General features: G+C 45.8%; 12 protein-coding genes. 6 read left to right on the top strand and 6 right to left on the bottom strand.

Annotated elements, in window-relative coordinates; translation table 11 throughout:
* The first annotated feature begins 512 nt into the window (after window positions 1-512).
* Window positions 513-1,385 carry a hypothetical protein gene (locus tag L5M28_RS10200; RefSeq protein WP_263203250.1) on the top strand — a complete coding sequence of 291 codons (873 nt, stop codon included), beginning with the start codon at window positions 513-515 and terminating at the stop codon, window positions 1,383-1,385.
* Between the two features lie 326 nt (window positions 1,386-1,711).
* Here L5M28_RS10200 and glnA read toward each other — a convergent pair whose 3' ends face one another.
* Window positions 1,712-3,121: a glutamate--ammonia ligase gene (gene glnA, locus L5M28_RS10195; RefSeq protein ID WP_113941334.1), complete on the bottom strand. Its 1,410-nt coding sequence runs from the start codon at window positions 3,119-3,121 to the stop codon at window positions 1,712-1,714.
* A gap of 1,010 nt (window positions 3,122-4,131) precedes the next feature.
* On the opposite strand from glnA, the gene typA reads away from it, so the two are divergent.
* A complete protein-coding gene (gene typA, locus L5M28_RS10190) occupies window positions 4,132-5,943 on the top strand; it encodes a translational GTPase TypA (RefSeq protein ID WP_105251119.1) in 1,812 nt (603 codons plus the stop codon).
* Between the two features lie 380 nt (window positions 5,944-6,323).
* Here the strand turns inward: typA and L5M28_RS10185 are convergent, their stop codons facing one another.
* The 5 genes from L5M28_RS10185 to L5M28_RS10165 form a co-directional block, all read right to left on the bottom strand.
* Entirely contained in the window at window positions 6,324-7,349 is a 1,026-nt protein-coding gene (locus L5M28_RS10185) for a GGDEF domain-containing protein (RefSeq protein WP_263203249.1), read from the bottom strand.
* 462 nt (window positions 7,350-7,811) lie between these two features.
* The gene (locus tag L5M28_RS10180) at window positions 7,812-8,228 is read right to left on the bottom strand and encodes a hypothetical protein (RefSeq protein WP_105251122.1); all 417 of its coding nucleotides are present in this window, start codon (window positions 8,226-8,228) and stop codon (window positions 7,812-7,814) included.
* Between the two features lie 282 nt (window positions 8,229-8,510).
* Window positions 8,511-9,725, bottom strand: coding sequence for a 4Fe-4S binding protein (locus tag L5M28_RS10175; protein WP_263203247.1), 1,215 nt, complete (start codon window positions 9,723-9,725; stop codon window positions 8,511-8,513).
* 266 nt (window positions 9,726-9,991) lie between these two features.
* Entirely contained in the window at window positions 9,992-10,645 is a 654-nt protein-coding gene (locus L5M28_RS10170; protein WP_263164370.1) for a DUF2959 domain-containing protein, read from the bottom strand.
* 28 nt (window positions 10,646-10,673) lie between these two features.
* The gene (locus L5M28_RS10165) at window positions 10,674-10,895 is read right to left on the bottom strand and encodes a hypothetical protein (protein WP_006079786.1); all 222 of its coding nucleotides are present in this window, start codon (window positions 10,893-10,895) and stop codon (window positions 10,674-10,676) included.
* An 81-nt stretch (window positions 10,896-10,976) separates the two neighbouring features.
* On the opposite strand from L5M28_RS10165, the gene L5M28_RS10160 reads away from it, so the two are divergent.
* The 4 genes from L5M28_RS10160 to dtd are packed head-to-tail and all read left to right on the top strand — an operon-like array spanning window position 10,977 to window position 13,993.
* Window positions 10,977-11,948 (top strand): virulence factor BrkB family protein, encoded by a 972-nt coding sequence (locus tag L5M28_RS10160; protein ID WP_173497436.1) that lies wholly within the window; start codon window positions 10,977-10,979, stop codon window positions 11,946-11,948.
* A gap of 35 nt (window positions 11,949-11,983) precedes the next feature.
* On the top strand, window positions 11,984-12,937 hold the full coding sequence (locus tag L5M28_RS10155; RefSeq protein WP_263203245.1) for an alpha/beta fold hydrolase: 954 nt from the start codon (window positions 11,984-11,986) through the stop codon (window positions 12,935-12,937).
* Window positions 12,934-13,539: a hypothetical protein gene (locus tag L5M28_RS10150; RefSeq protein WP_219234718.1), complete on the top strand. Its 606-nt coding sequence runs from the start codon at window positions 12,934-12,936 to the stop codon at window positions 13,537-13,539. Before L5M28_RS10155 ends, L5M28_RS10150 begins: the two co-directional genes overlap by 4 nt.
* A gap of 16 nt (window positions 13,540-13,555) precedes the next feature.
* Window positions 13,556-13,993 (top strand): D-aminoacyl-tRNA deacylase, encoded by a 438-nt coding sequence (dtd, locus tag L5M28_RS10145; protein ID WP_263203242.1) that lies wholly within the window; start codon window positions 13,556-13,558, stop codon window positions 13,991-13,993.
* The last annotated feature ends 29 nt before the right edge of the window (window positions 13,994-14,022 follow it).

Below are 14,022 nucleotides of genomic sequence, written 5' to 3'. Positions count from 1 at the left end.
AACCAAGTCAACCAACGCATAACCACTCCATTGTTTATATGTGAAAAACTGCATTGCTTCGGTATGATCTACTCACTTGATCAACTGAGAGCGTTAGTGATAAGGAACCAGATCAGGTTTCATTTGACGCCAACCTGTTCTGTTTCAACAGCTTGGCATTCTAACTATATGATTATATCTGTCAATTATTCATCAACAGAAACGAGATACAACCAACCTCAATAACCTAGTTGTTAACGGCGACTATAGTTTTGGATTGGTATTAATCATGGAGGTTTGTATGCCGTGTCCTCGCAGAACTCAGATGAGTTTTGAACATACTCTTTAAAATCAGTCTCCACTTCCCTCGCTGGCCATCTAGCTACTTTTATTACTTTCCTTAAAACTGTTTCAGTAAATATTCGCTTGAGGGTAGGCCGAGAGCATATTATGTTGCTGATTTAAAATGGATGACTGGATTTACTGCCTGGCGATGGCCACGCTACAAGTAGAGTCTACCGAGAGGTAACAGGATGAACAATAAAGCAGCGCCGCAGCAGTCGGCGTCGACAGAGCAAGAGACACAACCGTTGGACGACAGCCGGTATGAAGACCTGCCGCGCAGTGAGTTCCTGCAATTACCCCAAGAGGAGCAAGACCGGCTCAATAAGCTACGTCAGCAGCGGGTACGCGAGGCACCGACCCTCTATGAGTGGGATATTAAGGTAGCGACCGTGTATGGCATGGGGTGGCTCGTTGTCATTATTCCCTGCGTGATAATGGTGCTGATTGGCTTGGTGGCGCATTGGTATGAGTCTGACCAATGGTATGGTTTTTTTTTCATGGCACTGATTTTTGCGCCATTTATCCGCTACCTCTGGTTTGCAGACAAACAGTACCATTATCGGCTCACCACCGAGGGGTTGGTTACCACCTATCATGACGTTATTCCGGATGCCGCCTACGCGGTAGTGCGGGGGCTGGCTTGGTTTGGGGTAGTGGTTTGCATCGTTGGCGTGGCGTTGTTAGGCCCGGTCGCCTTGGTCGGCGCGGGTGGTTTTGCCGTGATGGCATTTTTCTTCACCGGTTTTAAAAATGTAGAGACAACTTATGAGAGCCCTATAAAAAATGGGCATCGTCATTTGATTAAGGTAACGCGGAATCGTCCATTTATTGCCTGCCAATCGGATGTACGAACAATGGGCTTACGCGCAAGCATTCGTCTTCATTGCCCATTGGATAAGATGCACACTATCTTGTCATTACTGATGACGCAGTTACCTGATTCTGAAATCCGTGTATTTAAAAATGAGCGCGTGTTAGATGGTGTACCATTTGCGTCATTTGAGTCAGGCGAACCTGCCCAACTGGTAGATTTTGCCCCTGACAATAACCAGCCTAGTTGAATAAAGCGTGGACACTTAACAATAATGGCGCGGTAGTTAACTTCCGACTATATAGGTGGTTTTTCTGCTGCATCCATGTTTAGTTTAGATCGGTTTTTAACCATCTATCTCTATTGTTGCTGTTGCCGCGGTGTCTGGCGTGCCTTCTCTGAATGATAAAAGAGTGGTTGACGATGATGCCTATTTAGAGAACAACGCGATGATTGAATCAGAATAAAAGTTGTATATACCTTCAAAATACAAAAAGCCCCGATAGCGTTGCTATCGAGGCTTTTATATTTTCTGTATCAATTACATAAAGCGAGCCGGTTGTATAGCGATAGCCATTACAGGCTGTAGTACATTTCAAACTCAAGTGGGTGAGTTGTACGTGCTACGCGCTCAGCTTCTGCTGTTTTCAGTACGATATAAGATTGGATGAAATCTTCACTGAACACGCCGCCTTTAGTCAGGAACTCATGGTCAGCTTGCAGATTTTCAAGGGCGTTTTCTAATGACGTTGCCACTTGTGGGATTTCAGCCGCTTCTTCTGGAGGCAGATCGTACAGATCTTTGTCCATCGCTTCACCTGGGTGGATCTTGTTTTGGATACCGTCAAGGCCTGCCATTAGCAGCGCTGCGAAACCTAAGTATGGGTTTGCATGTGGATCTGGGAAACGTGCTTCGATACGACGGCCTTTAGGGCTTGGTACCACTGGAATACGGATTGATGCAGAGCGGTTACGGGCAGAGTAGGCCAACATAACAGGTGCTTCAAAGTGTGGCACTAAACGCTTGTAAGAGTTAGTGCTTGGGTTAGTGAAAGCGTTCAGCGCGCGAGCGTGCTTGATGATACCACCAATGTAGTACAGCGCCGTTTCACTTAAACCTGCGTATTTGTCGCCAGCGAACAAGTTAACACCGTCTTTCGCCAGAGATTGGTGAACGTGCATGCCGCTACCGTTGTCACCAACGATGGGTTTAGGCATGAAAGTCGCCGTCTTACCGTAAGCGTGTGCCATGTTGTGCACTACGTACTTCAGAATTTGGATTTCATCCGCTTTCTTAGTCAAGGTGTTGAAGCGAGTGGCGATTTCGTTTTGACCTGCAGTCGCCACTTCGTGGTGATGCGCTTCAACCACTTGGCCCATTTCTTCTAACACTAAACACATAGCGCTACGTAGGTCTTGTGATGAGTCAACCGGTGCAACTGGGAAGTAACCGCCTTTAACAAATGGACGGTGACCTGTGTTGCCGCCTTCGTAGCTAGTGCCTGAGTTCCAAGCCGCTTCTTTAGCGTCGATCTTAACGAAACAACCTGACATGTCAGTACCGAAACGGACATCGTCAAATAGGAAGAATTCTGGTTCTGGTCCAATCAATACAGTATCAGCGATACCAGTAGAGATCAGGTAAGCTTCTGCTTTTTTAGCAATTGAGCGTGGGTCACGGTCGTAACCTGTCATAGTACCGGGTTCAAGAATGTCACAACGGATCAGCGCTGTGGTTTCTTCGGTGAAAGGATCCAGTACGAATGTCGTTGGATCTGGCATCAGTACCATGTCTGATTCGTTAATGCCCTTCCAACCTGCGATAGAAGAACCGTCAAACATTTTGCCGTCTTCGAAGAAATCAGCATCTACCTGATGAGAAGGAATAGATACGTGCTGCTCTTTACCTTTAGTGTCGGTAAAACGTAAATCAACGAACTTAACTTCTAATTCTTCAAGTTGCTTTAAAACTGATTCAACTGACATTCTCAAGCCTCCGGTAGGGTAAAGGGATGCCCCTTTTATAATCTTTTAACTCAAGTGATTTATCTTGAGCCAAACTTACGAGCTATAAAGCGATATCCATGCCAATAATTTAACTTACTGATTAAAATGGTTTAAAATCTTTGTTGCACTTAATTGGATTCGCGTGTGCACCATAATGGTGCTTTTGTCTGTGGCATTTTGGTGCATTACTCCATTTTGGTGCGCACTGAATTGATTCATGCAAACCTTAAGCTGGGATGCACAGCGATAACATGCACCGCTTATATGGCACTGAGATGGCAATGACGCTTTGGCTTTCACAGTATAAGTAAGTACTGCCTCACTGAAGCTCGCACATACTTGCAGCACAGAACGGGACTATTTACCACCGCATAACCGCCGCATAATTGTCATAAAACCACGCTAGTCTGTCCAACTATGCCACGCATTATCAATCCAATAGTGGTTTATTATCATATTATTAGGAAAGAGTTCGTTCTCATGTGCGAAATGTCTTTGCTGTTCACAGACCAAGTGAAATCAGTGATGCGTAAAAAGGTATCCCGTGACAATGAAGTGAGCCTTAATGTCATAGGGTATAAACGCCAACATGAACGTTAGATTAAGTGTGCCGCAGAATTTATTGCAGTGTGTTCACGTGGTAATTTCTCTGTACCTAAGTCGATTTCGCTGATGCTTAAATCGACATTAGCAGTGCTAACATTGAATACGAAAAATAGCAAATTCAGCTGCTTAACTCAGATTTTTCCTATGAATATGGCAATTAAACAGAGCGTTAACTCTGCCTATAGAGGATTTCATTCAGTGGATGATTGGCGGAAATTACCCAAGGATTGGCGGATTGTTTTATAAGTGTTCAAAAATAATCCTGTGCGCCAAGGCCGCTCTGGAGTAGAATGGCACGCTTTTTATTGTGGCGGATCGAGCTCGATCGCCATAACGAATTACTGAAATATCCCTATTTTTGTTTGATGGTAAGAGGTTTATCCGTGCTAGAGAATTTACGTAACATCGCCATTATTGCACACGTTGACCATGGCAAAACGACCCTGGTAGACAAGTTGCTGTCACAGTCAGGCACCCTTGCAACCCGAGGAGAAGCCACTGAGCGGGTGATGGACTCCAACGATCTTGAAAAGGAACGTGGGATCACGATTCTGGCAAAGAATACTGCCATCAAGTGGAACGACTACCGTATTAACATCGTTGATACCCCAGGCCACGCCGATTTCGGTGGTGAGGTTGAGCGTGTTCTGTCTATGGTTGACTCAGTATTATTGCTGGTTGATGCCGTTGACGGTCCAATGCCACAAACTCGCTTCGTAACGAAGAAAGCGTTTGCTCAAGGCCTAAAGCCAATCGTTGTTATCAACAAAATTGACCGTCCAGGTGCACGCCCAGATTGGGTTATTGACCAAGTATTCGACCTGTTCGATAACTTAGGTGCAACTGACGAGCAGCTAGATTTCCCAATCGTTTACGCTTCTGCGTTAAACGGTTTTGCAACTTTAGATCCGGATGTAGCGAGCGATGATATGACGCCGCTGTTCCAAACTATCGTTGAAAAAGTATCTTTCCCAGATGCTGACGCCGAAGGCGCGTTCCAGATGCAAATTTCGCAAATCGACTACAACTCATACGTGGGTGTTATCGGTATCGGCCGCATCAAGCGTGGTAGCGTTAAAACGAACCAACAAGTGACTATTATTGGCGCTGATGGCAAAACTCGTAACGGTAAAATGGGCCAAGTATTAGGTTACATGGGTCTAGACCGTACTGAAGTTGAAATTGCTAACGCTGGCGACATCGTTGCTATCACTGGTTTAGGCGAGCTGAAAATTTCTGACACTATCTGTGCCGTTGGTGCAGTAGAAGCTATGCCACCTTTGACTGTTGATGAACCTACTCTGACCATGACTTTCCAAGTTAATACTTCACCTTTTGCAGGTAAAGAAGGTAAGTATGTGACTTCACGTAACATTCTGGAGCGTCTGCAAACAGAATTAGTCCACAACGTGGCACTGCGTGTTGAAGAAACAGAAAGTCCAGATCGCTTCCGTGTATCTGGCCGTGGTGAATTGCATTTATCAATCTTGATTGAAAACATGCGTCGTGAAGGTTACGAGTTAGCCGTATCACGTCCAGAAGTTATTCTGAAAACTATCGACGGTGAACTGTGTGAACCATTTGAAACCTTGACTGTTGACGTTGAAGAAGAAGATCAAGGCACAGTAATCGAGAAATTAGGTACCCGTAAAGCTGAAATGAAAGACATGCAGCTTGATGGTAAAGGTCGTGTACGTATCGACTTCATCATCCCAAGCCGTGGTTTAATCGGTTTCCAAACTGAGTTTATGACCGCGACTTCTGGTACTGGTCTAATTTATCACTCATTCGACCATTACGGTCCGCACAAAGGTGGCGATATCGGTCAACGCGCTAACGGCGTATTGATCTCTAACGCAACGGGTAAGGCATTGACCTTCGCACTGTTCGGTCTGCAAGATCGCGGTCGTCTCTTTATCGGCCACGCCGCTGAAGTATACGAAGGCCAAGTGGTTGGTATTCACGCTCGCTCAAACGATCTGACAGTTAACTGTTTGAAAGGTAAGCAGCTGACCAACATGCGTGCTTCTGGTACTGACGAAGCCCAAGTGTTGACTACGCCAATCACAATGACACTTGAGCAAGCGCTTGAGTTCATCGATGATGATGAATTAGTTGAAGTAACGCCTAAGAACATTCGTGTTCGTAAGAGACACTTGACTGAAAACGATCGCAAGCGCTTTAACCGCGGTTAATGCTAGCCTGTTAATTCAGGTGACTCGCCCTTAAGGTGAGTCAATCGGTTTAAAAAGCCCTGCATAGGAAACTGTGCAGGGCTTTTTGTTGGGATAAATTGAGTAATGGGTATTATAAATAGCTAATCAGTTCAGAGCCTCACAGGCATCTCAATCCAAGGCGCATTGACGCAGAAATGGTGATTCCCTTTTAAGTCAATGCAACACCGGAGTGGGATGCCTGTGTGGCTCCCGAAGGGCGGCTGATGTTAACGGCATGGCAACGCGCTTTATACTGCGTTCAAGGCTTTCGACAGAGCACCACTATGCCTTCAAGCCTTCGCCTTGTCTAAAGCGCGTTGAACTCCCGCTGAATGAACAGATATTTAATACGATTGGTATTAGTAGTCCTCATCCATCACCCGTATGCAATTGCGGCCAGCGGATTTTGCGCGGTAGAGGGCGGCGTCCGCTTGGCGAACGAGTTCTAAAGCATTTTGTTTGTTAGAGGGTTGCAGATAGGCGACGCCTGCGCTCACTGTCACAATCCCAAGGTCGGTATTTTCATGTGGAATGGCAATGGATTGGATCAGTTGATGAATGTGCTGTGCTGTCTCAAGTACGGTTTGATTATCGACATTCGGTAATAGAATGACAAATTCTTCGCCGCCGTAGCGAGCGACTAATTCGCCCGCTCTGCGACCGGACTGGGACAGTGTACTCGCTAATTGTTTAAGGCAATCGTCTCCGGCGAGGTGGCCATAGTGATCGTTAAATTGTTTAAAGTGGTCAATATCGAGCATGATGAGGGCCAGTGAGGAATTGCTCCTTTGTCCCCGACTCCACTCCGTTTGTAACATCATGTCAAATAGGCGGCGATTGCCGATATTGGTTAAACCGTCGGTATTGCTGAGTATTTCAAGTTGCCTATTGGCTTCTGCTAGCTCACAGGTTCGAGCTGTGATCATGGATTCAAGTTCGAGGTTACGTTCCTCTAATCGCGCGATCGGGTAAATTTCCCCTTTGTGGGCTAAGCCGTAGGGGATGGATATGCCACTGTGGACAATCATCCAGTCGTTGTTTTCTCGGTGAAATATCAACACTAGCCGTGCTGTCTCGCGGGAAAGCATAGGATTAGGGATAGGTAAGTGGATATGGAAAAAGGCAGTCACAACCACGAGGTTGTCGGCAAGGTCTTGTAAAGAAAGATCTAACATTTCGATGTGGATTCGCTCAGGCACTTGTGCAAAGTCCTGACGAGTGATTCGCACCCATTCTTCCCTGCTGGTGACAAGCTGGTCACTGCTCCCTGCATAGCCGCTAAAGTTATCACTAAAGCGACGAGTTAGCCTGTCATCACGGGAGGCATACATCTCAATATATTCGTCAAATAACGAATGGATCAATTGCTGTCGGTCGGGTCGCATAGGTTAGCTCCGTTGGGGAACATAAAACCATTTTTCTAATATCCGTATAGGAATATTATCTGCGATAAAGTCTAGCTGTTGCCTGATTGTAATCAATTTTATGACGTATATATTAAAAATACTGCAGAGAGTGATGTAAGCAATTATCTGCAGTATGGTCTGTGAGACAAAATTGTTTTGTATTCACTTAATGTATCATTTAGCCCAAGTATTATTTAACACAAGCCTGCTGGGATTATTCAAAATCAGGCAAAGCTTGTTGGTATTGCTTAGCAGGGGGTTGCTGATGAGAGGTTACTGGATTGCGTTAGCTGAGTGTGTCACTGGACGGCACGTGAGGTCTTTTCTGGATAGTATTACTTGGCAGTGGCTTTATTGTTGACGCTTATCATCGCTGTGGTGCGGCCGAGGACGTCGGGATACTCGATAGGACTTAGAGCCCTATCGAGTGAGCAGTCAAGCTTATGACTTAGCTTTATCTGCCAATTTTACCGCATTGACACTTTCACCTTTGAAGCTGATAGTCACATTTTTCTGAGCGACTTCATTATCTTTCAGCAAAGTTTTAGTGGTTTCTGCCAGCATTGGAGAAGCTGCATTTAACGCACTGAGATCATAGGCCCAAACTTCTAGATCCGCTTCATTATAAGTGCTAGCAGGCGCACCTAATTTTTCAGTGATTGTTTGCTTGGTTGAGCCTTCTTTAATGCCGAATGTATTTTTAATCGCTTCATTCGTTGCGCTGTCTAACGCATTGGTTGCCGTATCATTCACTGTGTCAGTGACAGATTGAGTTGCTGATTTAACGATTGAATCGAATGGGCCAGCATAAGCAAATAATGGCAGAGCAGTAAGAGCGATCAATAATGATTTTTTCACACAATAATTCCTTTGGTTAATACATTCCTTTATTAAATGCGCGCGAATTAGACCAGTAATTAGATTTTGTGTCAATTAAGCATCTGTTCTATATGATTTTATTTTAATCCTTTCAGATTATTCCTACTAAGTGGGTCAACCTTTAGTTGTACCTAAAGGTTCCCATTTTGAGGTTTTCTAGTCTTATCTGCTGCTGTTTTTCAATTTCGTTAGTGTTTTATTCCATCGCAATTGGATCCCGTCATATGTGTCATTTTAGGTGTTCTAGTGATGTCGCGTGTTCTAGTGCCCAATTCTATTAATCACTTGGATCAATTCCATGCGGATGTTGTCTGGTGTTTGGCTATGCCAGAACCCCGCTAAGTAAGCGCCCAGCGGTAGGATAAATAATGCGATAAGCACTAATGCGAGCAATCCCTTATGACCGAGTCTGTGGCCGGATTTCAGTCCAAGGCCGAGGGCGGCGGATTTAGGGCAAGCTGCGACACAGCGCATGCAGGCTTGGCACTCGTCACTGCGAACCGTGGTTTTGGTGTGCACTATGATGTTTGCTGGGCAAGCGCGGGTGCACTTGTCGCATTTCATCCCTTTTGCTTCGATAAGGCAGTGCTGGGTATTGCGGCGGATTTTTAATGGGCTCGCAAAGCTTAAGATCCCAAGCATTGCACCATAGGGACACAAGTAACGGCAGAATCCCTGACGACGCCATGCAGCTAAAGCGAGGATCAGCGCAAATACCAGTAGCGTGATTAGGCTGGGTGTTAGGAAGAACAATGCCATCTTCAAGTCGGCAATCTTATGATAATTACCTTCAAGATAATGGGGGATGGATTGTGCTGGCATACCAATGACTATGTAGCAAAGTGCTAGGAGTAATAGATATTTCAACATTCGCAGTGGCCAATCTAGCCAAGCGGGTGGTGTAAGCTCTGATTTAATAAAGCGTTTTCTAAAGGAATACAGGTATTCCCCTGCTAAACCTAATGGGCAAGCCCAACCGCAAAATGCCCGCTTGCAGAGTAAACCTGTGAGTAATACCGCCGCTAGCATGACTGCTGCCGCAGGATGGGTTTGATCCCACAAATTGAGGCTGATAATGGCTTTAAGCTCAATGCCACCCGCAATCGGTAAAAAGGCATCGACTACGTCTGGGCGCATTAGCCAAGGTGTGATTCCTTGCTTAAGCAGTACGGTATTGATTGTGTATTGTATGGCAACCAGCAAGAGCGATAGCGCTAAGACATGTTGAGTCCCTTCACGAAGGGTATTGATTTTAATTTCACCCTTGAGTGCATCAGGCGCAAATTTATGCCCAAGTAGCATCAGTGGCAGTGCAATAAGAAACCCGAGAGCCAGTGGCCAATAAAGACTCATTGCCACCGCACCGATACTGAGCAACAGTGTGGCGACCGCACCCCATTTCTGGCCGCTCCAATAGCTGAGGGAGGCGAGATACATGAGTGCCAACATCAGCGTGAGTGATTCGATAAAAGTCATAGTGATGAATACAGCTAATAAGTTACAAGTACTGGCTCTGAGTGGTGAACTGAGGATAAGTTTTTGAGTAATAAGTGAAATTGTGCGTCAGATCTAAGATTCGCGCTATCAATCAATTAAAGCGCGCCATAGCTCACAAAGCTAAGTGTTTTAGTCTTGCACAAATAAAGTATGGCTTGCAGGGACTGAGGGTGAGGTCACACGAAAAATAAAAAGCCCCAGCAATTTAGTTTGCTAGGGCTTAGGAATTCAGTAGGGCATTTGGATTAATTTTTTGATTTTTCGAGTGCTTCGATAAATTTGCTCGATTCGTTAATCGAGGTGTTCATCTCTTTAATCAGGGCCGAAATATCGGTTTGCAGACTCGCAAATTCGCTTTTAATCGCACCAATGGCTTGGGCGTTCAAGTTATGCTTGAGATACAGCATATTGTCTTTCATGGCGGTGAGTATCGGCGGCATTTTTGACTCGGCACGGCGCATACTTTTAATCAATTGTTCATAGGCTCGGCGCGTTTCTTTGAGTTTAGTTTCACTGTTGCGGCGTAGGTTGGCTTTACTGATCTCGCTAATTTCATTTTGCCACTCATCGAACAGTGCTTCGGCTACATCTTCGACTTTATTGATGCGGTTGCTGACGTTGTCGGCGGCACTTTGAGCCGATTCGTATTCATCTTTGGCTCTGCTATAGGCTTTTTCTAAGTTGCCATCACTGTAATTGAGCAGCGCTTGCATTTCTTCTAAGGCTGAGCTGAACTCTTTTTGAGCATCCTGTTGGGATTTTTTCGCATCTTTAACTCTGTCGACCATAATATCGCGTTTATGGTAACCGACCTTTTCCATTGCGCCGTAGTAGGCACTCTGGCAACCACTAAGCAGGAGACTTGTGGCAATCAGCCCTGAAGCTATCAGTCTTTTCATTGGGTGTTCCGTCGCTGAATGAAATTAATTAATCGGCTTTAAATCGCGCCGCATCGATAATGCTCCACAGATGAAAGATAGCACCTATTACCGCGGGTACAATCAGCCACCAGAGGGCATAACCCACCACTGTGATAATGAAAAATAACAGTGCGGCCATTATTCGGCCTTGCAATAATTGGCCTAGCCCAGGAAAAAATAGGCTAGCAATAGCAGAAATAACGTTACCTGCAGATCCTTGTTGAGACATCAATTCACTCCTTAGACTTGTAAATTAAGTGTTTATTGTACGAAGATAACGAGTCTATACCAACAGAATCAAGAGAAACCCGTGACTAAGAAGATAGAACTGGCACAAATTCGCGCCTTATTCCTCGGGATCTGGCACTTCCTGCTGCATTTGAGACGGCGTTTAGTTGAAGATCAAATCAATATCCGCGCCGGACATTTAGCCTATGTCACACTGTTGTCACTCGTGCCTATGGTGGCGGTGACTATGTCTATGCTGTCAGCTTTTCCGGTATTTAAGGGGATACGTGGACAGATAGAAGGTTTCGTTTATCAGAATTTTTTACCCGCCGCTGGCGATACTGTGCAAGTGTATATCAATGAGTTTGTGGCCAATGCCTCTAAGGGGACTGCGGTCGGGATTGCGGCCTTAGTCGTGGTTGCCATTTTGCTGATTTCTGCCATTGATAAATCGCTCAATAACATTTGGCGTACTAAAGAGAAGCGTTCAGTGGTGGTGGCTTTTTCTATGTATTGGATGGTCATCACTTTGGGCCCGGTATTGGTGGGGGCCAGTTTGGTTGCCACTTCCTACGTGGTGTCATTGAAGGTTTTTGATGGTCAGTTGTCGGGTGTGGTGCCCGTGTTTCTTGAGCGTTTGCCCATGCTGTTCTCAGTTGCGGCATTCTTGCTGTTGTATATGGTGGTGCCTAATCAAAAAGTGAAGTTTCTACATGCACTATTAGGGGCGATTGTTGCCGCAATCTTGTTTGAGTTAGGTAAAAAAGCCTTTGCTTTGTATGTTACTCAGTTTCCGAGTTATGAAGCGATTTATGGTGCTTTAGCCGTGATCCCCATTATCTTTGTCTGGGTGTATTTATCGTGGATGATAGTATTACTCGGCGCGGAAATTACCGCCGCGATGCCTGAATATTTAGATTATGAGTCGAGCTCAGATGATGACGAAACCGCTCTGAATGCTAAGCCCCTAGAAAATGCCTCCCAAGAAAATTCCGCTGCGGTGTTAACTTCGGCTGAGGTGACGGCACTCAAGGCGGTGGCTAAATCTGAATGACCCCATTAGAGGATTATTAATGGCGATGACACTGAATGCCTGAATCCTTCCCATCTTTTATCCGTCGCGACTGGTTTAACGTTGGCAATGGTCAGCAATTGCATCTGGCGCAATACGGTAATCCACAAGGTATCCCACTGCTGTATTTGCACGGCGGTCCAGGAGCGGGTTGTGATATCGGTGATTTAGCTTTATTTAATGGCGATCAATATTGGATTTTGCTTTTAGATCAACGCGGTTCTGGGCAATCTTTACCCTTTGGCGATTTAGCCAACAACCATCTCACTGGTTTGATTAGCGATATTGAGGCGATTCGCCTTGCATTGGGTATTGAGCGTTGGTGTTTAGCCGGTGGCTCTTTTGGGGCCACATTAGGCTTAATTTACAGCGGATTATTCCCAGAGCGGGTGATTTCACAGGTACTGTGGGCGTTATTTATTCCATCCAAAGAAGGTCTCGACTGGCTCTATGGCGCTGACGGCGCGGCAAAATTGCAACCTGCTGCTTATCGACTCTTCAATGACATTTTTCCGGTTCAGTTATCGCTGACTGAATTACTGGATTCATATCATCTAGGTTTGGCATCAGCCGATGAAAATGTGCGATACCATTTTGCGCGGCGTTGGGTGCAGTGGGAGTTGCAGCTTGCGGGGGCGAGGTTAGTGCTACCAAGGCTGTTACCCGAATCCGTATTAGCATTAGCCAATATCGAGTTACACTTTGCTCGACATAATTACTTCAATGCCATGAATGTGTTACAGCGCGTGACGCCTAGAGTGAAGGCGCGTAGTGTGTTATTGCAAGGAATGCAGGATGCGATTTGCCCAGCGACGCTATTACGCGATTTTTTGGCTGGGTTGGAGCATGCTATTACAATTCAATCTGTTGTCGATGGCGGACATATGCTCAATAGTGAGTCTTTGTTTTTGGCGGTTACAGCAGAAATCCATGCTATGTGGTTGTGGATACATCAAAGGGAAATACAATGAAAACATTGCTCATCAGTGCCAGTTTACTCGGATTAACCGCCTGTGCCGCTACGGCGCCCTCGCAAACCAGCGCGATTGACCCAGTGGCGACTCAGGAGGTCGTGAGTGCCCCTGTCGCGCCCAAAGTTGTTGAACTCGGTGGGTTGACCAATGAAACTGCCGCTGATCGCTTGTACCAAGCGCTGATTAACGCAAATTATCTCGCCACCCAAGTTGCGCCGACTAAAGTGGCTGTGCAGTTTGGCAATAACCAATTCTTGCTTGAGCCGAGTATCAATTCGGCGGGCATTGACCGTATTTTAATGAATCGCTTCTATGCAGTGCATCCGCAATTGCAGGCCAGCCAAGAGTTGCCTGCCGTGATTGGCACCTTGAATCAGAAGCTTAATTTTGCCAAGTTTGTGTTGTTGGACCAAGGCGCAGTGATTCAAGTGCAAGGTACAGTGACCTTTGCCGACCGTATTGAAATAGAAGAATTACGTCGCTTTATGCTGTGGACGAATGGCGGCTTAGCGCAGGTCGTACAATCTTTGCCTGATGGCGTAGAGCAATATATCCGCCCGCTACCGCTAATGCCGCAAATGGTTCCCGTTAAGCCTTAATCTAAAAGGAAAAGTTGTGATTGCTTTAATTCAAAGAGTGAGTCGCGCCAGTGTGGTGGTTGATAACCAAACCTTAGGTGAAATCGATAAAGGCTTGTTGGTTCTGCTCGGTGTCGAGCAAGAAGATACCCGCGAGAAGATGGAAAAATTGGCGACTAAAGTCATGAGTTATCGCGTTTTTTCCGATGAAAATGGCAAGATGAATCTCAATCTAGAACAAGTCGGTGGGTCTTTATTAGTCGTGTCACAATTTACCTTGGCCGCTGATACAGGCCGAGGCTTGAGGCCGAGTTTTTCAGGGGCGGGTACGCCGGATCAAGCTTTAGGCTTGTATGAAGAGTTTGTCGCATTCTGCCGTGCTAAGGGCGTTCACACAGAAACCGGACAGTTCGGCGCCGATATGCAAGTGTCCTTAGTCAATGATGGCCCAGTGACCTTTAATCTGCAGGTGTAGCTTCTATCGTGATGTTTATCTAGGAGTCT

The organism is Shewanella sp. SW32, from assembly GCF_025653365.1.
GTDB classification, from domain to species: domain Bacteria; phylum Pseudomonadota; class Gammaproteobacteria; order Enterobacterales; family Shewanellaceae; genus Shewanella; species Shewanella oncorhynchi.
This window is presented reverse-complemented; position numbering and strand designations above follow the sequence as displayed.

Coding starts and splice junctions, on each gene's coding strand:
- L5M28_RS10200 (WP_263203250.1), top strand. CDS start 513: ATGAACAATAAAGCAGCGCCGCAGCAGTCGGCGTCGACAGAGCAAGAG.
- glnA (WP_113941334.1), bottom strand. CDS start 3,121: ATGTCAGTTGAATCAGTTTTAAAGCAACTTGAAGAATTAGAAGTTAAG.
- L5M28_RS10185 (WP_263203249.1), bottom strand. CDS start 7,349: ATGCGACCCGACCGACAGCAATTGATCCATTCGTTATTTGACGAATAT.
- L5M28_RS10175 (WP_263203247.1), bottom strand. CDS start 9,725: ATGACTTTTATCGAATCACTCACGCTGATGTTGGCACTCATGTATCTC.
- L5M28_RS10170 (WP_263164370.1), bottom strand. CDS start 10,645: ATGAAAAGACTGATAGCTTCAGGGCTGATTGCCACAAGTCTCCTGCTT.
- L5M28_RS10165 (WP_006079786.1), bottom strand. CDS start 10,895: ATGTCTCAACAAGGATCTGCAGGTAACGTTATTTCTGCTATTGCTAGC.
- L5M28_RS10155 (WP_263203245.1), top strand. CDS start 11,984: ATGCCTGAATCCTTCCCATCTTTTATCCGTCGCGACTGGTTTAACGTT.
- L5M28_RS10150 (WP_219234718.1), top strand. CDS start 12,934: ATGAAAACATTGCTCATCAGTGCCAGTTTACTCGGATTAACCGCCTGT.